Here is a 21935-nt window from a genome sequence, read left to right as displayed (position 1 = left end):
GTTTTTGAAACCTATCTTTAATTTATTTCGGAATTATACCTATTATTATTTGATTTTACTCAATAAATTCATTTCATTATTTATTGATTATCATATATATTAGCATTATACCTATATCAATTAATTGGGCTAAAAAACAATTTCAGTGATTTTTAGGTTTTGCTAAAGGCTGTACTATAATTTAAGTATCTATCTATGTCCGTACCTTTCAGAAAGTCCGTGCTCTGCTCTTAGGCTATTTTCCGTTATGTTAACTCTGGGAACTCCTAAGTCAATGGTGGTGTGTTCTTCTGCATTGCTCCAGATTGCGTTAGGCATCCCTCCCGAATAATTTGCTTTATCAAGGTTACGGTAGTTCATTCCTAATTGATTATGTCGTGTATGAATTAATTCATGAGCAAACAACAACCATGCAGGAGACGGAATTGCATATCCATTTGCATCTTGACTGGGATATTGAGTATCGCTCATATTAGGTTCAACTCTAAGTATTGATCCCCGTTGTGGCCCTGCAACCGGCGCAGCAAGGGTTCCGGTAGCCAATGCTTGCGTTTCTCCAACTGTACCTCCACCTCCCATCATTGCAATAGAATCAGGATGTTTAGGTAAAATGTTGACAGCATGGGGGTCGTTGTTAATTGCATGAACCAGTTCTCGCCCGCCATTGCTACCAAGCGTACGATGTAACATACTCAAAATTTCATTAGAAAACCCCTCAGGCTGCACATTCTTATCCTCAGCAGTGGCATTATGGATGACTATTGACCTTTGCCCTGCCAAGATACTCTGCCAGTCTTGCTGTGTTTCGGCCAACTGTTGTTTAGATAGCGTTTCTTGCCCTCTGAAGTAAGGAACTCTACCTCTGCCTACTTCTGTAGAAATAACTTCCTGATGTTCTTGTTGAACCTCTTCCAATAGATTGCCTATCACCCCTTGTAAGTTAGTAGCTACAGGAGTATTTCTGCCTACATTTGTTTTTAAAAATGCATAAGCAGAGTGCTCTATAGCATCCAATGCTTTTAATTTATCTGTAGAAGTTGATTGTGTAGGCCCCGTTATGCTTTCATATAAATTATGAATAAATCTTCCTTTAACAGATTTGGGTTGTCCTGCCTTTTGAAATTTTAATAAGCCACTTCTTATTGCCTTAAAAAAAATATTATCTGTAACTCCGCCTGCTGTTTCTATTTGTTCACTAAAAGTATCCGCCGTTAACAATAGCTGAATAGGTTTATCGGAAGATTGACGTTGAGCAACTTGATTATTAGAATAGCTACCGGCATGGGCTTTAAGTTGTGCCGGATTACAGGAGTTGTTTGGTTTCCCTTGAATATTTTGCTTTAAATGCAAACGATTGTCAATAAATGAAAAAGTATTTAACTGTTTTTCTTTTTGTTGGCTTACATAGTTGCTTGCTGAAACAGTATTATGATTATTTTCTGCTTTTTTTGGTATATATGATTTATTCATAATCTGATTCTATTTTTACATTTAATCCAATCTTTTATTTTTCATAGTTTAAACCGCCTGCTTTTTCATATTTATCTTTTAATTCTTCAAAAGAAATAATCTGTTCGCATGCTTCAATAAATTTATCTCTTTCTTCTTCATCTGTTTCATGATATTTTACTAATTCTTTTTCAGCCATTTCTCTATGATCGGCTACTCTTTTTGCTATTTCTTTTATTTCTTCAACGGAGGCATTCATCTTAACATACCTTAATAATTCTAACATGTAATTTTGATATTCAGCTACAGAGTTAGCATTTTTACCCAATACATCAACACTTTTATCTTTATTTACATGGTCTTTTTGAAATTTACGTGACGGGCCTTCTGTAGCTGAAGAAATTCCGCCTTTAGGTTCCTCCGCAACCATTTCATATCCCCAATTTAAGGCCTGCCATGTAGTTATTAAATTAACCCCGTGCAGTTTTTCATATTCTTCTACTTGTTTTACATGATCCAACTCATGAATCAAATCAATTAGAGGGCAATCCGGATCATAATAAACCGTTTTTTCTAACTCTTTTGTTCCCTCTCCATCATCATAAAAAAAACTTTCTTTTACTTCGTCATCAATTAGTATATAATCAGGCTCATCAGATTCTTCATTTTTAATTTCATCTACACCATAATTTTTTTTCACTACCGTAATGCAATGCCCTTCATTCCCTTTTTTTAGCTCCCATCCTTTTTCTGCTAGCATTGTTTTTATATAATCAAATGTAGCTTTTACATTTTTACCAACCATTAATTCTTCTTCCGATTCAGAATCGGAATCATAATTAATTTGTTTCTTTTTTTTATTCTCTTCTGTAATATCACCAATTTTTGTTCTTGCATCTGCCATAGTAATGGTTTCTAATTCAGAGCTTTCTTTTTCCGATTCCTTTTCAACCGGGAGATTATTTTCTCCGGTAGTTTGTTTGTGCAATTTTGCTTCCTCTATTTTATTATCAAACTCTGGATTTCCTGTAGGGTTTAACATCCATAGGTATTGTACTCTTTGAGTTACATTCTTATTTCTAAGAGTTGTACCTCCAACCCCTTTTTCACCATTACTTTTTTTTTGTGTAATTTTTTGGTTAACCCCTCTTTCTTGCTTCCTCTGTAACGCCTTATTTCCCATTACATCTGCTTCGGTTTCCAATCCTACATTGTCATTAATTTGTGCTCCGTTTAAAGACATGGTTGGCTGCACTCTTCCTTGTTTTTGCTGTACCACATGCCATGCTTCATGTGGTAAATGTTGTTCCTGTCCGCTTGCTACATGAATATCCGTTCCTTGTGCATAGGCATGGGCATTAAGTTGCGCCGGTTTGCCGGAATTATAGTGTACTTGTACATCATCCATCGAATAGCCGGATATATTTTCGATACCCGACTTTAAGGTATCGGGTAGCCCTGTGTTGTTTTCTTTCCTTTGCAGAGGGTATTCGTCTTCTTCCTCGTCCAACCCCATTTTTTGGGCGATATCTGCTTTTAATTGCAATTCCTCTTCCTCCTCTTCCAATCCTCGTAATTGAGTGGTTTTTTCAGGAGTTATGTGCTTTGCAGAGCGATTGTCTTTTAATTGTAAGGCATTTTTTCCTATGCCGTTGTAATTTGTACTTTTTTGTTGCACTATTTTTGATTTCTTGTATTCCATAATTCTAAAGTTTTAATGTGTTTTTACTACTACAGGACCAATAGCTCCCCTATAATCTATAGCTGAACAATAATTATCATCATGAATCTTATGTTGTAATTGTACCACATACGGGTTATAATAAGGTAGTAGTATTTTTTCTCCTGTAATTAGTTGAATGATATATTGGTTATACAACGGTAGCTTGATAAATAAATCCGTAAAGAGTATGGATTTACTGGAGGTTGTTTGGCTATTCTTTAAACGGTATTGATATTCATACATGCCTTTTGCTACTTGTTTAGCAAATACATTTAAAATATGTTCTGCGCTATGCTTTTCTGTAAGTATTACTAAATAGAGTCTTTTTTGAGTTAACCAATAGCCTTTTATTACTAAATCTTCGTTATACACACAATAATTAAGAGCTTCTGCAATGAGTACATTTCTCCAATGAGTTGGAATTTCTTTTTCCCATGATTTGATATACAAAAAAAAGGAAACTTCTTTTTTTCTATGTTTTTTAGCTTTTTCCATATCAAAAAGTATTCATGGTTTTATTTTCCTTTTTAAATTCTTTTCTAATTCCTTCCAAGAGTTCTTCTTTAGTAACCACGGAGTCATTACGGGTAATAGCAGCAAGAGCACAAAAACGCAACACATTAATAATAGCACCACCTGCCAGTTCATAATCTTCCGCTATTTTCCAAACATCTACAGACGGGTCAAGAGTACATACTCCTGAAAAAGCATGAGTCCATAACTGATAGCGCTCATTTACTTCCGGCATGTTAAAATGAATCATGGACTGGAACCTTCTGGTAAAAGCAGCGTCCATATTTCCTTTTAAATTGGAAGCCAGAATAACAACTCCCGGAAAATCTTCAATTCTTTGTAATAAATATGATGTTTGTTGATTAGCATGTCGATCATTAGAGCTATTGGCTTCTGTTCTTTTTCCAAATAATGCATCTGCTTCATCAAAAAATAAAATCCAATCTTTATACTGTGCGATGTCAAAAATTTTAGATAAGTTTTTTTCTGTTTCTCCTATATATTTAGAAACAATCATTGATAAATCTACCCGATATACTTCCCTTTCAGATACTTTCCCTAACAAAGAAACCGTTAAGGTTTTTCCTGTTCCCGGTGGTCCGTAAAACAAAGCTCTGTATCCCGGTTTTATTTTTTTATACAACTGCCACTCATTCATTAACGTATTTCCATGCGTTAACCATGATTTCAACTCTAATACCTGATCCATCACTACATCATTTAACACCACATCTTCCCACTCTAAATGCGTCGTTATTTTTTGGGCAGGAAACGTGCTACTTTGCTCTAGTTTTGGTTTTTCACCGGTTACAAAAAAGTGATACCAATCATTACTTAACCCTAATACTCCGTTAAATTTGGGAATAAATGCTTCGGTATCTTCAATAAAAAGTACTTGTTCTTTGGTAAGAATATTTTCTTTAGTAAAAATAGCAATTGCTTCATTTCTTAAATGAGGTTCAGTAGCTGTAATTAAGAATAATAAGGTTTGTCCGGTTGGTAAAAAGCCACTGTGGTTTTTATCAATTACCCCTCCAAACTCTGTAAATCCACGATCGTAAATTTTATTTCTTCCAAAAAACACATCCAGTATTTCCGGCTTTAATTGAGGGGTCAATGCTAATACTAATGCCAAACGTTCATAAATGGTTAGCTTCCATTTTTGTATACAGGTAGCATATACTGACTCTTTGTTTACTAAATCGGGTTGTGGTATTTCTGTCCAATGAGGTCGTTCTCCCTCGTGTTCTAAATACGTGCTAATTACATTATGAATTACTTCTTGTAACCATAATACTTCCCGGTGTAATGCTTCTATGTTACCATTAGTTTCCATACGTTATAAACAACTTTTCTATATCATCTAAATTAGCATCTACCCATTTAAAATACTGCAAAGCAGTATTAGGATTTAATTGATTTGCCTGCAACATATCTAATACACAAGTGGGGTGGTTTTGCGGAATAGAAACCGAAAAACTCGTATGTTCATAATCGTAATCAAAAAAATTAACCGCCCAATCAACTCTCCCTGTTCGTTCTCTTATTAAATCGCTAATAAAAACGTCCAGTTTTTCGGGTTGTACAATCAATTTTTTAGCTTTGAAAAAAGAAGGAATCTTTTTTTCTTCTTTATGGTAGTATTCTATATCTCTGGCTTGAATGGTTTTTGAATTGGCTTTACCAAATAATTCTATTAAACCGGAACTTTCCGTTTCTGAAGCAATTTCTAATTCACCTTTATCAGATCCTGAAATTGCTAAGGTCCAATCAGAAGCAACTGCACTTTCGGTAACTACGTATAACTCTCTAAAAGAATAGAGCACTTGTGTTAGCTTAATAATTAATTCAGCAGCTATGGCATTCCAGTTTAAAATTTTTACAGATTCCGGATGGTTACTGGTAAAAAAGAAACTTCCAAACTCTTTAAAAGCCAGTATTTGTTTACTGTACCCAAAGGTTCCTTCAATAGGATTTTGACCGCTATCTCTTCCTACATAGGGTTTAGTAACCCCGTTACTAAAATTCCAATTGTATTGGTTTTGTTGTATTCCGTATTCAAAACTTACCTCATCAACATCTACTACGCCATTTCTGAAAATATTTCCCAAAAGAACCATTTCTCCCTTTTGAATTTGAAAAAAATCTCCGAGATACATATTTTGATTCAGGGGTTTTGACGGAATGAAACCGTTTGTTCTATTATAAAAATCGAAATAAAATTTTTTTGTGATATTTTCCATTTTTTAGGGATTAGGTTCTGAAATTATTGTTACTAAAACATTACAGCTTAAGGGTTTTTATTTACCAGTTTCTTTTTTGATCGTTTGTGTCTGCTTTTTAATCTTTTTTGCGACTTGGCATCAGTTTTAAATTTTTGTCTTTGCGTTTTAACAAAGTCCCTAGCTTGTTTTTTTATCTTCTTAGTAAGCGTATCTCGTGTATATTTTTTTTTCCTTTTGTGTTGGCTTTTAGATAGAATTTCTAAATTATCTTCTACGTTGTATAGATAATTTTTGAATTCTTCTGTTTCATCTTCTGAAAGGTCACTATCATCATACCTATCCACTTCATCATCAATAGCAAGAAAATCTATGATATGATCAATATCCGGTTGTTTATTTTTTGTTGATTTTTTACTGTGATCCCTTATTTCTCTTCCTTGTTTATCTAATTTAATTTCCGGGCCATCACCCTTAAAACCGGAATATAACTTTCCGTCTGTCCCTGTTTGGCGTTTTACCAAATTTTTTCGGGTATCTTGGTCTTTACCTGTAAAAAATGAACGAGAACCTCTATAGGACTTTGAAGGATTTCTATAAATTTCATCTGCATCAAACATTTCGGCATCAGATTCCGGTTCGTACTCTTCATCACTATCCATTCGTTGAATTATTTTTTGTGATGCTAAACCTTTTCTGTTATCAACAAGCTGAAATACATTTGTTTTAGGCTCTTTAAAAGTATTTGCCGCAGCTTTACTTGAACTTGCTTCTTCCTTTTTTTGAATATACATACGTTCTTTGTTAGAATAAGAGATTGCCTAAAAGAGGGTTCTAAATTAGTTCCACGGCAATCTCTTATAGTACATTACAAACTATTAAGAAGCTAAAGCTGCTGCATTGGCTGCTGATAAACCGGCTTGTAATGAGTTTAATTTAACAGTTTCTTTATTAAGTGCTATCTCAGCTTCACTCAGTTGTTTAATAGCATCATTACTTGCTATTAAAATCTGATTATATCTGTACACCGCAATGGTATATGCTTCATTAATTAATTCTTTAATAGAAGCTTTTTGTTTGTCTTGAATAACCGTTTCTACTTCAAGAAGTAAGTTGGCTTTTTTATTCAATCTTATTTTATCTATAATGCTTAGCATTTTATCCGGTGTTTCTTCCTCTGCCAATGTAGATAAATCTTCTCCCGTAATAAATTCATATAATTTGATTGCATACAGAAATTCTAACGACATGGTTCCTTCTGATTGAATAGTAGTTGATTGCGACACAAATACCGAATTTAAAGCGGTTAAGGTTAAAGCAACCGCATTATTAGCATCCGTTCCTGCATTGGTAACCATGGCTACCAATTCATCAGATATTAACGGGTTTTGTGCTTTTTTTCTAATAATTAAATTAGATAGTTTATTAACTACTTCTGCTGAATAAATAAGTTTATTCATGACATCGTTAATACTTTCAGATACTACTTTAATTCTTGTATCAGAATACACCACTCTATCAAAAGTAATTTGTGAATTGATTAGTAAATCTGTAACGTTATCTATTACCGTTTCTAACAATTCTTTATTACTTAAAGCAGTATCTTTATTAGCTTGTACAACAGTTAACTGCGTTTGTAACGCTTGTGATTTTGCTGTTAATGAGTTTACAATGGCTTGTAGTTGTTCTACATCTTCTTGTGCATATAAAACCTGATTAGTCAGTGCATCTAATTCTGATTTCTTTTTTTCTGTTATTCCGTATTTATTAGGAATTGTATTTAATATTTCCATGATTCTTTTTTTAGTTGGTAATTACGTTTGTTAACACCTTGTTTTTATAGATAAAATCCTTTGTATGTTGGAAGTCTGATAAGGCTCCTAAAATTTGGTTATTTACGGCTTCTCCTTCATTAGGCATTGCTAAAACAACCGGTATGTATTTGTCACCTTCATGCAATCTGTTTCCAAAATTATCTGTAGTACTCGCTGTAATTTGAACCTCCCAAATTTCTTTATCGTCTACTTTATCTTTTAATTTTTTAGCTATTGAATAACTTTCTAAATTCAAGCCGGAAGCAATGGTATAGTTAAAGAAAAATCCGGGCTGAATATGCTTAGGTCTGTCAATACTATTAATGGCTTGCTGCTTTCTATGTTCAACTCTTTTAAGCTCTTTTTCCAGTTTTGCCAACTCAGCTGATTTCTTATCATATTCAACACCTAGCTTTTTATGCTCGTCTTTTAATTTTTTAAGTTCTTTAGCATCCAAATCTTCATCTTCCCATTTTTCTCTGTTAGCTGTTTTTAATTCATCAACACCGCTTTTTTCTGAGGTAAGATTATTTATTTCCGTTTCTAATTTGGCTATTAAAGGATCAAACGTATCAGCAATTCTTTCTAGTTTTCTGGTTTCACTTTCTATGGTCTTTAAACCTTCAACCGTTAATAAACCTTTTACTAAATTTTGATTATTAGGTAAAAACATACATCTGTACTCAATTTCTTCTGTAATGTTTTCATCTACAACAAACACCATACGATTATTTTCTACTTTAATGGTTTTCGCTTCCGGTGCAGCCAGTTGTTTGGTTAAGGTAAAAAATGCCGAAGGAGCAGATAGATAATCGTCAAACGTGTTAATTAGCTTTTTGTATTCATTATCTAATAATGCAAAAACAAATACCACGTATTTAACACCTAATTCCATAGATTTACCTTGCACATCTTTTAATTGTGATTGGTAAATATCTTTTTCATGTGAGTTTTTCTCATTACTTTTTACTTCAATGTACCTTTTTTCTTCCGGATCTAATAAGATAAGCCCTTCTGCATCAGAAATTGAAAACACATCTTTTTTATCATTTCTAACTAAAAAAATGTAGTACTTACTTACCGGATACCCTTTGTTTTTCCTAAAAAGCCCACTGGTAAACTTTGATACATCAAAAGGACTTTTATAGCTGTCAAAACTTACTTTATAATTGGTTCTCTCTCCTACAACATCCGGTACTTTCACCAACAGATTAAGGTTCATCTCTTTATTGTACAAATCATACGATTCAACACTTGAATTGTATACGGTATTCGTGTTTTCAAGAACTCCTTCTGCTGCCTTTTCTTCAGTATTTTCAGTGGCTAATGTTTCTGTATACGTAACCACCGCTGTAGAGGCATTGTTAAAATTTGTGGTAACTGCATCTAACAAACTTTTAATTGAAGCATTTGTATTTTTTGCCTTTTCAGATAGTGTATTGGCCGGTACTTCTGCAATTGACGTTGAAGCTTCCATACTGTACTGAGATGCTTGCTCTGCCAAATACGCTGTTTTGTTCATTAGCTCATAAGCCTCTTTACTTTGATCGTAAATTTCAGTTCCGTAATCAGCTGCATTTACAATACTAAAAATACTACCGGTATCGCTTGCTAATTTTAAAATAGCGTTAGAAGCTATTTGTACATTGGCGGCTGCCACAGATGTATTTGATACAGACTTAGCTACCAATTCTTTTGCTAAATCGGCAGAGGCTAATACATTAGTTGATAAATCACTATCAATAACCGCTTGCTCCTGAGCTAATTGCTGAAATTCTAAATTAGTGTTAGCTATGTGTAAGTTTTCAGCCGCAGTAATTCTGGCTCCTTCTGCGTAGTACAATGAAAACATAGAAGCGTCTAATGAAGCTTTTGTTTTCTGTACTTGTAATTCTTGGTCACTCAGTGCTGTTACAACACTAGAATGTAAATTTTCATTGTACGAATTCATAAAAATTAGTTTAAGTTATTACTCATTTTAATCACTCATTCGAGTGTGTTTGGTTAGTTATTAGCTACCCTTTTAGTTCTATTGTTTTTATTATTTATATAGTTATTTTTAATACGACCATGTTACATGCACTGGTTTATCCATCCATGGTAATTTTATAATTGAAAAAGAAAACGGGCATTTTGTTAAGAGTATGTCATACGCTCTTTTTTCAACCAATAAACTCCAACGATCGGCTTCTTCTCTTAATAGACCGTTACGTACCAACCAATTTCCTCTAAACCCCTGTATAGAGGTATCTCCTATAGCACTCCAATAATTTATAACCGACTGTAATAGTCCCTCTATAAGTGCTTTATTATCTTTTGATACTTGAATACTGTCTTTAATAGGTTGTGATAACGGAACCCCGCACAATACTTTATTTAATGCTAAGTGTGACTCGTCTGTTTGTGTTAATCCTGTTACTACGTATTGTAAATAATGAATGGCTTCTGAGCGAGCTTCTTCTGAAATGAATTGATTGTTTTTTACGAGTTCTAAACGCTCTAACAGCATTAAAAAATAATTATTCAACAATACCAAACCGGCATTAGTTACTGCTACTCCAATAGCCGAAGATTCTTGGCTTTCTTTGCTCATATTTTCTTGAGGTTTATTCGTTAATTTTAGGGTGTTATTGGTTGTTTTTATTATTCCTTTTTTTGCTTCGTTATAACTTACTTGTAATGAAATTGGCAACGCTGTTTTGTAAGTTTCAAAAGCTTCTAAAAAGCTTTTTTCATTCACATTTTTCCTAACTTTTAACTCCCACAATAATTCTTTCCATATAAATGAAGTTTCTACAGATTTCCAGTTGGATGCAATCCAAGCTTTGATGACTTTCTCCAGAAGTATTTGCTGAATTTCTTGACCTGATATTTTTCTTATAGATGTATGTTTTAGAGACGTGTACAATTTTTCAAGTGCCGAAAACTGTACTTGTTGGTTTGGATACAATATTTGTAACATCTCAAAAAACGAGCGTCCTTTGACTAATACAACCAGACGTTTTAACTGATATATAGAAATGGTATTTTTTCTAAGTACCGAAACAATTTCTAGCGGATAAGCTTGTAAAATTTCATTGATTAAAATTTGAGGAGTTATACTATTGGAATGTGCGTACCATGATGGTATTTTATGTTCTAAACATAAAGATTCACACAGTTCTTTAATTTTATTTTTTTCAACACACACTTGTAAATCACCCGAAATTTCTTTTACTATTTGTTTAGTTTCTAACAATTCAAAAGTGGTATTTTTCTCTATCAATATATCTCTTAATACCTGAGGTATTTTTATGTTATTTTCCCTTAACTGCTCAACAATAGTAAGCGCTGTTACCTCTTCAATTTTTGCTAATTCATTTAATACAACAATACTCAATTGTTTCAGCTCTGTAATTGCGCTGTTTTGATGATTAAGCAGATGTACACTGTGTTTCCAAAAAGTACGCTCCATAGTTTTAGTCCATAACTTGCTTTCTATTTGCTTTATTAACTGAACTAAAACCAATACACTATCGCAAAATTGATGTAACGAATTGTTTAGTTTATCTTTAGCAATAAGCACGATAAACTCTTGAAAAGAAATGACTGATTGTAAGAAATCAATTTGTACCTGAACTTCGGCTATTTCTTGTAATAATTCACGTACTTTTTGAGGGGTTTGTTCTAATAGAGAGCAAACAATTTCTTTAAGTGTTACTGTTGTATGATCAATTATTATATGAGATTCTCCTGTTTTAACAGCTTGTTTAATAGCGTTTATCAGAGCTTCTGTGGTAATTGAATAGTTAGCATTTAAATGAGTAAAATCATTAGCTGTTAAAAGCTTCTCATAGGTTTTTTCTTCATTTAATTTTTCATTTCCATGAGGAAGTATTTCTCCTAAACAATACGATATTGCCTTGTTAAGTAATGCTTTAAACTTTACTTTATCTCCTTTATAACGGGTATAGTCGGCAATACACTGCCAATAACTTTCTTTAACTATTTTTTCTATCTCTAAAGCAGTTAACTTTCGGGTAAAAGCAGTTCTCTTTTTAACAAACGCTTCTATACATTCTTTTTGTACAGCATATCCTTCCTTTAGTAAATAATTACTGATACTTTTTTCGTTTTGCTGAAACGTTTTACTATCCGTCTTTTTTTCGTGTACCAATTGCATAAGAAGTTGCCCTACCTCTTGTTGTTTATTTTGAGATTGTTGCATGTATTGTATAAGTACCGCTATTCTTGAGGTTGATTGCGTTAACAGATTAAATGTTGTTTTTTGAAGTTCGGAAAACTCTTGATGCGTTTCAAAAAAATACGCTATCACTGTTTCAAGTTCTTTTTGATACTTTGAAGAATTACGATACGATTCTTCTCTGATACTAAGTTGTTCTATCAGTTTTTTTACAAAAGAAGTTGCTTGAATATTTTCATTGAACAGCACTACTGTAATTCCTTCTGTTAACAGCTTTCTTTTTAGGGTTTGTAAACTACTGCCTGTTGCTGCTTTTTCACTAATAACCCTATCAATACTTTTTTGTAATTGCTTTACATAGCTGTAATATTCAGGGAAAACACTTTTAAATAATCGTTTACTGATTTTATCTTCCTCTAACAGTATAAATAATAATTCTTGAATGAAGTTTTTGTTTTCATAACTACGCAGTACATTCCAAACAGCTTTTGGCGTATTGGTTAGCCATAACTGTAATACCTTATAATAGTTTGCGGGCAATTTAGTAGTTACTGTAAATGAGCCCTTTTCTAATCCTTCTAAAAGAGTTAATAGTCGTTCTTCTGTAAAAGAGGGAAGCTCCTTTAAAACTTCTGAAGTATACAGTTGTTCTGCATTTTTTACTAAAATAGCTGTTTCTGTGTTTTTATGCGTTGGAACTACTTCTTTAGCCACTATAGTTTCCAATATAGTTGTTCTGGACACTTTTTGAAAAGAACTCAGCTGTTGTACTACATAATTTAAAAATCGTTTTTCTGAATAGGCAGCTGTTTTTTGATCCGTTAAAAACTCCAGAGCTGTATGTAGCATCCATTTTTTATCCAGATGAAACTGCTTACGTAAATTTAATTGCTGTAAAAGAGCTACCTGTTGTAGTATTTTTTGTGCTTTTACCGGTGCTAACGTGTGCAAAAGAATTTTAAGTGTTGCTACCGATATATCTTTGCTTAGTAACTTCCATACAGTAGCGGTATTTTGTACTGAATCCAGTAGTTTTTTAAATCGGGACGGATTGGTTTCCGATAAACTATGAATCAGTTCCTCAAAACGTTTTTTCTGATAGGTTGTACTACGGTTGTTAGCCGATTTAAAATAGTGTATTAATAATTGCCATTGTTTTTCTTGTTGCCTTTCATTAGCAAAACTTCCTTGCAATGGCTTGTTTTGTTTTTGAGATAAGATAGACAGAATTAAAATAAAGTTTGTTTTTACATACGAATGTTCGTGTACTTTATACACGGCATCTTCTATTAACGCAAACAGCTCATTGTATTCAATGTTAAAATGATTCGCCATTTGTTGAATATTGCTTCTTACAAAATCAACTTTGTTAAACATGGTTCCTCTTTCAACAAACAAGTAATTTAAAATCCAAAACATCAGGTTTTTCTTAAAATCATAAATCCCTGTTTTTACAATAGTTTCTTGTTGTTGAATTTTTATAAACTCTTCTGAAAAATCAATAATGTAATTATGATTACTTCTTTCTATGTTTTTAATTATTTGCTGAACATTAGTTTCTTTTAACTGCCAAGCTATTCTTCGTCTTACATACTCTTCAATGCCTACCGTTTTAATCATTCTCATAACTTCATGTCTGTTATGAGTTAACTGATGTTCTATAATTTGGTTTACGGTTCCTTTTATTCCTTGATAATCCCAAGGCATTACTCCTTGTAATAAAAAGTACTTTAGTGTATGCAGGTACGTATTTTCTTCTCTTAAAATTTCAATACTTTGTGCATGTTTATCCGGATACATCAACAAATCTCTCAACGTTAACAAAAGTTGAGTTCTTAGTTTCAAATGCAAATCTTCTTTTAGGTTTTCATACGAAATCACTCCTAAATCCAGCTTCAATGTTTTTATTTTAAGTGTTTGTTTTTCCGGACAAACAGCATCAAAAATGGTATTGATTTCTCTGGGCATATGATGTTCACTCCAATGACTAATGGCGTTTTGAAGTTCAACTCCTTTTTCTTTATTATCAAAAGAAGTGTTCCAAAGGCAACGTGCTACTATATGGCTATTATGATTCATCATTTTTGTAACTGATTTAGTTGAACTAATAATGCTATTAAGTGCCTTGCACTGCTTGCCAATTCCGGTCCGTGTAACGTTCCGTTTTTTTGATGAAATCGTAAACTATTATACCATTCGCTATAGGCTATAATTAATTCTTTAAGTACTTCTTCTACTACAAAAAAACTTTTTGAGGCTACTTGTACCGGCAATTCATTTTCTAAAAAATAATGAAGTCTGTTTTTAAAATTTATAATTTTAAACTCATTACTATTTTGAAAGAAATCAGGAAAAATAAAAATCAACGTATTGTTTACAAACAATGAGTTTGCATGACTTATTTCTGTTTCTGAAACATTCACACACCATGTGTATGAGGAATTTTCCAGCGTTTTAAAACAGTCATTATTTTCTTTTTCTTGTGCTACTTTGGTTATTGAATAATACGTTTGTAACAGATGAAGAGTAGTTTGATTTTTTAGTAAATTTTCTATCTGTACTACTTCATTATAACTTACTTTTTTATCAATCTTCCAATACGATTCACCTTCTGTAATACTAATTTCATAGTCTGCTGATTCCTTTAGTAAGTTTGTTTCAATACATAAAAAACCTTTACGTTGGGTAATCAACCAATAGGCATACGAGTTGTTATATTGTATTAAATAATCTCGATAGTATACATTTAAAGCAAACAGAAGGTTTAATTTTAGTTCTACTGCTGAATAGTTAGTAAAATCTATGTTTTCAATTTGTTGCTCTTTATTTACTTTTAAGGTGTCAAAAATGAAATTCTTTTGATTTCCCTGAACTAATTTTTCTCGTAACTTTTGGTAGAATTTCTCCGGCAATTCGGCAGAAGCAGTAACGTATTTAACTCTTAATCGGTTTGCTCCAATAAAATTATAGGCTTTGGTTCTGTAATAAGACAGCATTCCTAAATTTTGCAAATACAAACTTTTTATAATTACCCTGTCTTTTTGGGAGTTGCCCGAATACACTGTGCCTTCAACTATCGTATCTATAATCATCGGTGACTCTCCATGTCTTGCTAATAAATGATCTAGCATGGTATTCCTCCTATCTAAGTTAACCTCTTCATTTTCCATAAAAGACATGAGTCCCCACATATAAGAATTATACGGATCGTTTTGATATTGAGTCCAGCCTTGCATAATTTCTTGTTCAGGAGTTTGCATTTCATAGCTAAACTGATGTTTTTTAAAGTTTCTTAGTAAAGGACGAATGTGCGGAACTTCTTTGTATAACGATTGATAGTAATACGTGGGTGAAAAACAGATATACGGAGACGGATATTTAGGATGCAACTTTTCATAAGCTGTTTGCACGCTATAAAAATGTTCAGTATCGGTTGGATCACCAGTTACCGAATTTTCAAAAGAAAACAGTCTTTCTAAGTTAGCCAATTGCATAAATTGATTGGTTAACATTTGGTCAAATAATGTTAAATAGCCTTTTAACTGTCTGGATTGCGCTATTTGAAAAGCAGTAGCATTGGCACTCACGCCTTCACTTCCAACTGCATATACGTCAGGAAACGTATTTTGTATTGAAAAATAAGAACTGATGTCTCTATAAGTTCCTTCGGGTACTTCCGGTGCCATTTTAACGGCTGATACTTTACTTATTTGGCTTATAGGTTGGTCTAAATTTGATAATTCTTTAATTACAGACGTGTTAATTCCTTCATTTAAAATACGCCCTTTACTATACACATATAAGCTGTTACTTGTACCGGAAATGCTTTGTAGGTTAGAAGATTTTATAAAATTAAAAGTGAGTATTTCATCTGCTAATGAAAAAACTTCATACAGGTCTTTGCCAGAAAAAGTTACATCTGATATAGACAATACGCCTTTAACCGATTGAATAACTTCTGTTAACTCATACGCTTGTACTCTATTTCTTTTTGGTTGCATATTCCTTTCTGAAATCCAACCATTTTTAAGTTTTGGACCATTAAAAATGGTGTTCACACTTTCTCCCTGCTTTCTTAATTCATCATATCCTTTTTGTATCAGTTTTGGAAAAACATAGTTATTAATAGCATATTCTATGTTTATTAAAATTGAATTTACATCATAGCCGTTTTCAATTTCTAAATTGCCATACACTGTATGTTCTTTACTTTTTAGAGATTCCGGATACAAAAACAGTTCTCCTAAATTTCTACAAGTATTGAGTACAAAAAAGGTGTTTTCTAAAATAATGGCTTCCTTGCTTTTAAAAATAAATTCTTCTTTTCCATCTTTTCGAATGCTTACTTCTACTTGCTTTTCTTTATCTGCCTTAGCGTCAATTAATACAGCTACTTTATAAATTCCGTTTGTATGTAAACTGCCGGTTACCGATGTTATTTGCAGGTTGATTACTTCTTTTATTTTATCAACTACATATTTTCTAAAATCTTCTATGGTAACCGGAGAGGTTGTTAAAATATCTTCCGGTAAATAGAATTGATTTTTTACGGCTAACTTTCCATTTTTATTGGTTAGAATATCTTTAATAGGAAAATCGTTACAATACCCTAATTCAGTAAGTGCAAAACACACCTGATCTAAAATGGTAACTCCCGGGTCGCTATCATTCAAATTTGTCCACGTACCTTCATTATTTTCCTGAATATATGCGAGTCCTCTTTCTTTAAGGGCTAAAAAGTTAACCTCAATAGGCAACGTTCCGTTCTCTATGTAACTTTGTTCTTTCATTACCTATACATTAGTTCTTGATTATTTAACGAGGGTACCAATAGCATATACGGTTCTAAATCTTGAGTTGTTATAGTTTTCAGCGGAATATCACTATATACAATGCGTCCGGTTTCCGGATTTTTTTCTCCTAAATAAAGTGTTAAGGCATTCACTGCCTTTATACTTTTATAGCTCTTTATAAATTCAGCAATTTGTGCGGTACTTACTCCTTTATCTATTGCTATTTGAGATTGTTTACTGGTTATCCACGGAGATAAAAAAACGCTGATTCCGTTATTTACTTCTTTAGCTACCCCGGCAACTGAATTACCCGGTAAAATTTGAATTTCTCCGGTAATTTTTAGATATACAAACTCAAAATTACGTACGGATACTTGTGCATATTCAGAAGCTCTATGCTGTACATATTGTTGAATTACCTCTCTAAAACAGTAGCTTAGCAAGGGTCTGAAAGCATTGGTATCGGTACTTTTCTGAACGTTCTCTACTAAATACACTTCCGTTCTTTGTAAGGGCTGATTATATATCGTTTTTACATAGTATATTTCCGGAAATGCTTCTGTAATAACTCTGTAATAATCTTGTGCTGTTACTACTCTATCTTTTGTTTTTAATCGTATGCTTACTCTTTTATTGAGATGTCTTTCTGTTTCGGCCGCTTTCCCTCCAAAAGAAGGAAAAGGTTGTACTATAGTTGCCAATTCCGGTATGGCTATGTAAGGACTTTCTATAGCATTGGCTTCAATATGAGGTTTCTTAGGTGAGTGTCTAAATTCTTTTCCGGTTCTTTCAAGTTTAATTCCGTTGGTCGTTAAAAAAGTAGTTTCATTATAGTTATCAGGAGTATCGGCTACTTCAATCGCTATCCAATAAACACCCTCCGGCATGGTATGATGTGTTTTTGTAATATTAGAAGCTACGTTAAACGTAATAATACCCGAGCAGTTGAAATTGTTAGTTGTATTTGCTATTACAGGCAGTAACTGCCAGCCTTTTTCGCTTAAATACGTATAGGTGATTTCTTGTTTATTTTCTTCAGAATTAATTCGTTTTTGAGCCAATTCAAAATATAAACTTACCTCAGCCGGAGCTATCATCTCTTCTAAAGCTATGTATAATTTTCCCAGACCGTTAAATGAAGGTAAAAGCGCCGGAAATCCGTTCTCGAATACTCCGTTGGTTTCTTTAGAAATACCGGAATCATATACCGAATAGGTTTTAAACACATCCTCATAAAAACATTGTACAGGGTAGTTATTAGTTTCTTCTGAAAAATTATAAGTTATACTACTTGTATAGCTTCCTTTAAAAAGATTCACCACAGGAGTATAAGGTTCATTTGCCGGAGTTTCTAAGGCATACGTGTCATTTTCTGCTTTAAAATTTAACGCAATACTATCTGCATTGTATAATGCTATCGTACTTACCACTTTAGCATAAATGGCGGCTCCAAAACCGTATTTAGGGTCTGCTAACCGCATTCTAACAAATCCGCTATTGGTAGCTTCTGTTAATTCTAAAGGTACAAGTTGAATAGTAGGATCAATATAATATTGTGCTTCTGAAATTTTTGTACTCTTAAAAGTGCTGTATTGATACATTTCTTTACACAAATCTGCTTCTAATACTTTGATCTTTTTTGTATCTGTTACCTCAATAATATTTGAAAAACTTATGTCTGTATTAACCGACAAATTATTGGTAATACTCATTTCTGATTGCATGTAAATACTACCTGAAATTTGCACACTTGTTGGCTGTTGCATTCTATTTTCTAAAGATAGTTGCCCTTGAATTTTAAACTTAATTGCCTCTTTATCTTTTTCAAAATCTCCTTCTAAAAAATCGCCAATCGTTACTGGTTTTTTTAAGGTAAGAACTTCTTTAGGAGATGCCTTTAACAAATCTTTCAACAATAAATCTTCATTTAAGCCTATGATTTCTGAAAGTAGTAACGAGGTATTTATTGCCACCTGATTAGTCAGTTGTAAATCTAACGAGTTAATTTTTTCTACTTTTTCCTGAAAATCAAAGTCACGTATCGTATCTGCTACTTTTACTGTGTTTTTTATGGTTAAATTTTTATTTACCCCAAAAACATCTTGTACTCTTATTGTTCTATTAATTTCAAAGACTTCGGTTACTTTCAGCGTTTCTTCATTGGCTATTACATAAGTAAGGTTAACTTCTTCTTTAATTTTTATAATATCACTTATTCCCAGTCTATTATCTATTTGTAACCAACCATCAATTTCTAACTCGTCCTCTAAAAACGGTTTGCCATTGGCTGTTAAAGAGGCTATCACTTTAAAACAGGCATTGATGGTAAAAAGATCTTGAATGTTTACGTCTCTATTAATCGTTAAAATATCAGTTACTTTTAACGATTCAGTTGTAACAGTATTTATGTTGAATTGTACACTAAACAACGAGGTTATGTACTTACTTTTAACCAAAAGAACTGCCAAAAATGAGCTATCAGCATTCATCATTGTAAACGGAACCCAATTTTTATTTTGTAACAGTTGAAATTCAACTTTAAAACAACAATCATTAAAGGGTTCTTTATAAATAATCGGTTCTATTGCTTCTGATTCTTCTTTCTTTTTTTTAAAAGGCCATATTTTGTTAAGAAAAGACTCTTTTGCTTCACCACTTTGAGGTATGGGCGGTTCGTTATAATACCCATTCAAAAACCTGTTGTATTGCTGATAGTAGGTTATAAAATCGTCCGGTAAGTTTGCCCAGTCTAGTCGTATACAAAATGTTTGTACAGGTTTGCTAAAAATTTCAGCACTTCCTATCATAAAGCTTTGGTCTTTTTCCGGAGTTGGTCCTAAAGGCTGAAATGGTTTTTCACTTTCTAACAATCCAAAATCGTTATACAGCTGAAATGTATTTAACGCTGTTACCTCAACATCAATCTTTATTGTATCTATGACTGGCGGACTTGCTAAATTTGTAAATTCTGTAAAACTCATTTTAAATACAGGCCACGAAGTTGTATAGCCTTCAGGGCTTTCTGTAAAAGAAACAATTGCCGGATCTGTGGCTTCCAAGGTTATGGTAAAAACAACGGTTTTTTCTTTCTCTGTAATGGTTCTTTTAGCTTCAGAAATTGTGTACCATGCTTCTTCTGTACTTAAACAGTAAGTTCCTTTATCAAAAAAGGATAAAGAAGTGTCGGTTTCTAAAAATGTAAACGTTAGGGTAATAACTCTATGTCCTTCTTTTAACAACAACATGGGCGATGCAATGGCAAATCCCAAGGCTACTTCTTCACCATAAGTACTGGTTCCTGACCCAAAAGTTTTCCAACTTTTAATTGTTCCTTCTTCTGTAGTTTGAATGGTATTTACCTCTTTTTCCTGATGCTTGTACAACTTAACATATCCATCTTTCGTAACTTTTTGAGCTACGGTATAGACTTCTGAAACTGCCGCAGGATTTAACGAAACATTTTGGGTAGTTTTATATAAAATAGGTTGCTCATCTTCATACTGTCCTCCAACAAACAAACTATTCTTTTGAAGTTCAAATGCCGACTCTTTACCGGCTAATGTTGTACTTATAAAAACAGCATCTGCAATAGCTTCTTGTTTTTTTTGATGTAAAATATCTTTATAATAAAAATTCAGGTGCTTTTCTGCCAATCCGTTTACCTGCTTTTTATAAATTTTCATCAGGCTGGTAAAGGTTTGTAATAGTAAGGTATCCGGAAAAACATGCTTTTCCTTTTTTATATTTTCAAATTCAACAGGCGTGTATTCAATAATACTGTTAAAAAAAGAGAATATAAGTTCACCTGTTTTTTTTAAGGAGTTACAAATATCACAATTCGTGTTTGTATTTAATGGGTAATTAAGTCCTAACAACTCAGCATACGGAATTTTAAGATTGCTTTGTTTCCATATAGTAGGGTTAAAAGAAGTGTAGAAATATTTATTTACCGGCTCTATACCAACTATCAGTTTGCTAATATGTAGCTGCTCTTTTAACCATAACAAAGCCCATAAAAACTGACTGTATTTTTCTTTTACTTGTTGAATAACATAATTTTTTAAATTATAGGTAAGCGGACATTCCAACATATAATGAATCCATCTTTCCAGTAAATGAAATATTTTTAGTAGTTGATTAAACAACTGATTTACGCCATTGGTTATGCTTGCATTTTGTTTTTTTTCTGTTGTTTCTTCTTCTGCATTTTTTTTACACGCCAAAACTTCTTCCAAGGCTACATGAGTTTGTACAAAATGAGCGTACATTTTTTTAAAAGGAGTTTTAGCTATGGAAGCCAATAAGAAAACCGGATCTTTTAATAAAAAAGGCGTCCAATTCCCATTTACGGTATTGGTTTCGTCATAAAAATTAAGTAAGGATGCGTAGTTCACCAAAAAGCTCAAATCATCTTTCTCTGTTCGACCGTCAATCAAACGAGAATGCCCCTCCAGAGCTGTTTCCAGAGAAATAAGAGCTTTATATGGATCTGTTACGTTCATTACCTATTACTTTAAATTGGTTCCTTCTTTTATATAAAAAGGATATACATAATTATGTCTGGTATTCGTTTGATTGTACATGTAATCAATGGTAACCTGTACTAAACCTTCTAAAACATCTACATATTCAACCTCAACATTTAGCACACTAATTCTGGGTTCATTTGCTAATAAACTGTTGGTTACTGTATCTTTTATTTCTGATTTTAAGGTTTGATTCATTTCCTGAAAAAAGAATTGTTGCAATCCGGAACCAAACTGAGCATCCATAGGACGTTCTCCTAAATTTGTTTGCATAATAACATCTATTGCATCTTTGATGTTATTTTCATATCTGGTAATTTCCAGTTGGTGGTCTCCAACGGAAAAGGTTACCGGAAATGCCCAACCTGAACCTAAAAATTCTTTCTGCTTATATGTAATTCTGCTACCCACCTATCATTACATTAAAAGCTCCTAAAAGTATTTTTCCTCCGTGGGCTGTGGGATCGCCCATTCTGGCTGCGGGCATGCCACCTATTTTTACAGTGGCAGAACCTTTTATAATGGTATCCGGTGGTCCTACACATACCAACATATCTCCTACTTTTGCGGCCGGTAATTTTCCTATTAAAACATTGGGTTGTCCCGGTCCTATAACCGGCCCTCCAACATGAGGTATGGGTGAGGGTACTGCCGGGGTTTGCATTGGACATTGGTGAAAATCTGTAATTCTTGCTGCTGGTGGCATAGTAAT

13 protein-coding genes are annotated in these 21935 nt (G+C 33.1%); all 13 read right to left on the bottom strand.

Features of this window, described 5'->3' with window-relative positions; genetic code table 11:
* Positions 1–189 precede the first annotated feature (189 nt).
* The gene (locus ACQY1Q_RS11325) at positions 190–1470 is read right to left on the bottom strand and encodes a hypothetical protein (RefSeq protein WP_431005432.1); all 1281 of its coding nucleotides are present in this window, start codon (positions 1468–1470) and stop codon (positions 190–192) included.
* 34 nt (positions 1471–1504) lie between these two features.
* Positions 1505–3151 carry a DUF4157 domain-containing protein gene (locus ACQY1Q_RS11320; protein WP_431005431.1) on the bottom strand — a complete coding sequence of 549 codons (1647 nt, stop codon included), beginning with the start codon at positions 3149–3151 and terminating at the stop codon, positions 1505–1507.
* 12 nt (positions 3152–3163) lie between these two features.
* The gene (locus tag ACQY1Q_RS11315; RefSeq protein ID WP_431005430.1) at positions 3164–3667 is read right to left on the bottom strand and encodes a hypothetical protein; all 504 of its coding nucleotides are present in this window, start codon (positions 3665–3667) and stop codon (positions 3164–3166) included.
* Between the two features lies 1 nt (position 3668).
* Positions 3669–5021: an ATP-binding protein gene (locus ACQY1Q_RS11310; protein WP_431005429.1), complete on the bottom strand. Its 1353-nt coding sequence runs from the start codon at positions 5019–5021 to the stop codon at positions 3669–3671.
* Complete coding sequence (locus tag ACQY1Q_RS11305) at positions 5011–5844, bottom strand: hypothetical protein (RefSeq protein WP_431005428.1); 834 nt, start codon at positions 5842–5844, stop codon at positions 5011–5013. The genes ACQY1Q_RS11310 and ACQY1Q_RS11305 overlap by 11 nt, the downstream gene beginning before the upstream one ends.
* Positions 5845–5975: 131 nt before the next feature.
* Positions 5976–6701: a hypothetical protein gene (locus tag ACQY1Q_RS11300; RefSeq protein ID WP_431005427.1), complete on the bottom strand. Its 726-nt coding sequence runs from the start codon at positions 6699–6701 to the stop codon at positions 5976–5978.
* 84 nt (positions 6702–6785) lie between these two features.
* Positions 6786–7700 carry a hypothetical protein gene (locus tag ACQY1Q_RS11295; protein ID WP_431005426.1) on the bottom strand — a complete coding sequence of 305 codons (915 nt, stop codon included), beginning with the start codon at positions 7698–7700 and terminating at the stop codon, positions 6786–6788.
* A 10-nt stretch (positions 7701–7710) separates the two neighbouring features.
* A complete protein-coding gene (locus ACQY1Q_RS11290; protein ID WP_431005425.1) occupies positions 7711–9672 on the bottom strand; it encodes a hypothetical protein in 1962 nt (653 codons plus the stop codon).
* Positions 9673–9780: 108 nt separating this feature from the next.
* Positions 9781–13986, bottom strand: a complete 4206-nt coding sequence (locus ACQY1Q_RS11285; protein ID WP_431005424.1) for a contractile injection system tape measure protein — start codon at positions 13984–13986, stop codon at positions 9781–9783.
* Positions 13983–16694 (bottom strand): hypothetical protein, encoded by a 2712-nt coding sequence (locus ACQY1Q_RS11280; protein ID WP_431005423.1) that lies wholly within the window; start codon positions 16692–16694, stop codon positions 13983–13985. The genes ACQY1Q_RS11285 and ACQY1Q_RS11280 overlap by 4 nt, the downstream gene beginning before the upstream one ends.
* Positions 16694–21199 (bottom strand): hypothetical protein, encoded by a 4506-nt coding sequence (locus ACQY1Q_RS11275; protein WP_431005422.1) that lies wholly within the window; start codon positions 21197–21199, stop codon positions 16694–16696. The genes ACQY1Q_RS11280 and ACQY1Q_RS11275 overlap by 1 nt, the downstream gene beginning before the upstream one ends.
* Positions 21200–21205: 6 nt before the next feature.
* Entirely contained in the window at positions 21206–21634 is a 429-nt protein-coding gene (locus ACQY1Q_RS11270; RefSeq protein WP_431005421.1) for a GPW/gp25 family protein, read from the bottom strand.
* Positions 21627–21929: a PAAR domain-containing protein gene (locus ACQY1Q_RS11265; RefSeq protein ID WP_431005420.1), complete on the bottom strand. Its 303-nt coding sequence runs from the start codon at positions 21927–21929 to the stop codon at positions 21627–21629. Before ACQY1Q_RS11265 ends, ACQY1Q_RS11270 begins: the two co-directional genes overlap by 8 nt.
* Between the last annotated feature and the right edge of the window lie 6 nt (positions 21930–21935).

The sequence above is a fragment of the Tenacibaculum sp. TC6 genome (assembly GCF_050606265.1).
GTDB lineage: Bacteria > Bacteroidota > Bacteroidia > Flavobacteriales > Flavobacteriaceae > Polaribacter.
The sequence above is the reverse complement of the archived record's forward strand: the minus strand, read 5'-3'. Positions and strand labels throughout refer to the sequence as shown.

Coding starts and splice junctions, on each gene's coding strand:
- ACQY1Q_RS11325 (WP_431005432.1), bottom strand. CDS start 1,470: ATGAATAAATCATATATACCAAAAAAAGCAGAAAATAATCATAATACT.
- ACQY1Q_RS11320 (WP_431005431.1), bottom strand. CDS start 3,151: ATGGAATACAAGAAATCAAAAATAGTGCAACAAAAAAGTACAAATTAC.
- ACQY1Q_RS11315 (WP_431005430.1), bottom strand. CDS start 3,667: ATGGAAAAAGCTAAAAAACATAGAAAAAAAGAAGTTTCCTTTTTTTTG.
- ACQY1Q_RS11310 (WP_431005429.1), bottom strand. CDS start 5,021: ATGGAAACTAATGGTAACATAGAAGCATTACACCGGGAAGTATTATGG.
- ACQY1Q_RS11305 (WP_431005428.1), bottom strand. CDS start 5,844: ATGTATCTCGGAGATTTTTTTCAAATTCAAAAGGGAGAAATGGTTCTT.
- ACQY1Q_RS11300 (WP_431005427.1), bottom strand. CDS start 6,701: ATGTATATTCAAAAAAAGGAAGAAGCAAGTTCAAGTAAAGCTGCGGCA.
- ACQY1Q_RS11295 (WP_431005426.1), bottom strand. CDS start 7,700: ATGGAAATATTAAATACAATTCCTAATAAATACGGAATAACAGAAAAA.
- ACQY1Q_RS11290 (WP_431005425.1), bottom strand. CDS start 9,672: ATGAATTCGTACAATGAAAATTTACATTCTAGTGTTGTAACAGCACTG.
- ACQY1Q_RS11285 (WP_431005424.1), bottom strand. CDS start 13,986: ATGATGAATCATAATAGCCATATAGTAGCACGTTGCCTTTGGAACACT.
- ACQY1Q_RS11280 (WP_431005423.1), bottom strand. CDS start 16,694: ATGAAAGAACAAAGTTACATAGAGAACGGAACGTTGCCTATTGAGGTT.
- ACQY1Q_RS11275 (WP_431005422.1), bottom strand. CDS start 21,199: ATGAACGTAACAGATCCATATAAAGCTCTTATTTCTCTGGAAACAGCT.
- ACQY1Q_RS11265 (WP_431005420.1), bottom strand. CDS start 21,929: ATGCCACCAGCAGCAAGAATTACAGATTTTCACCAATGTCCAATGCAA.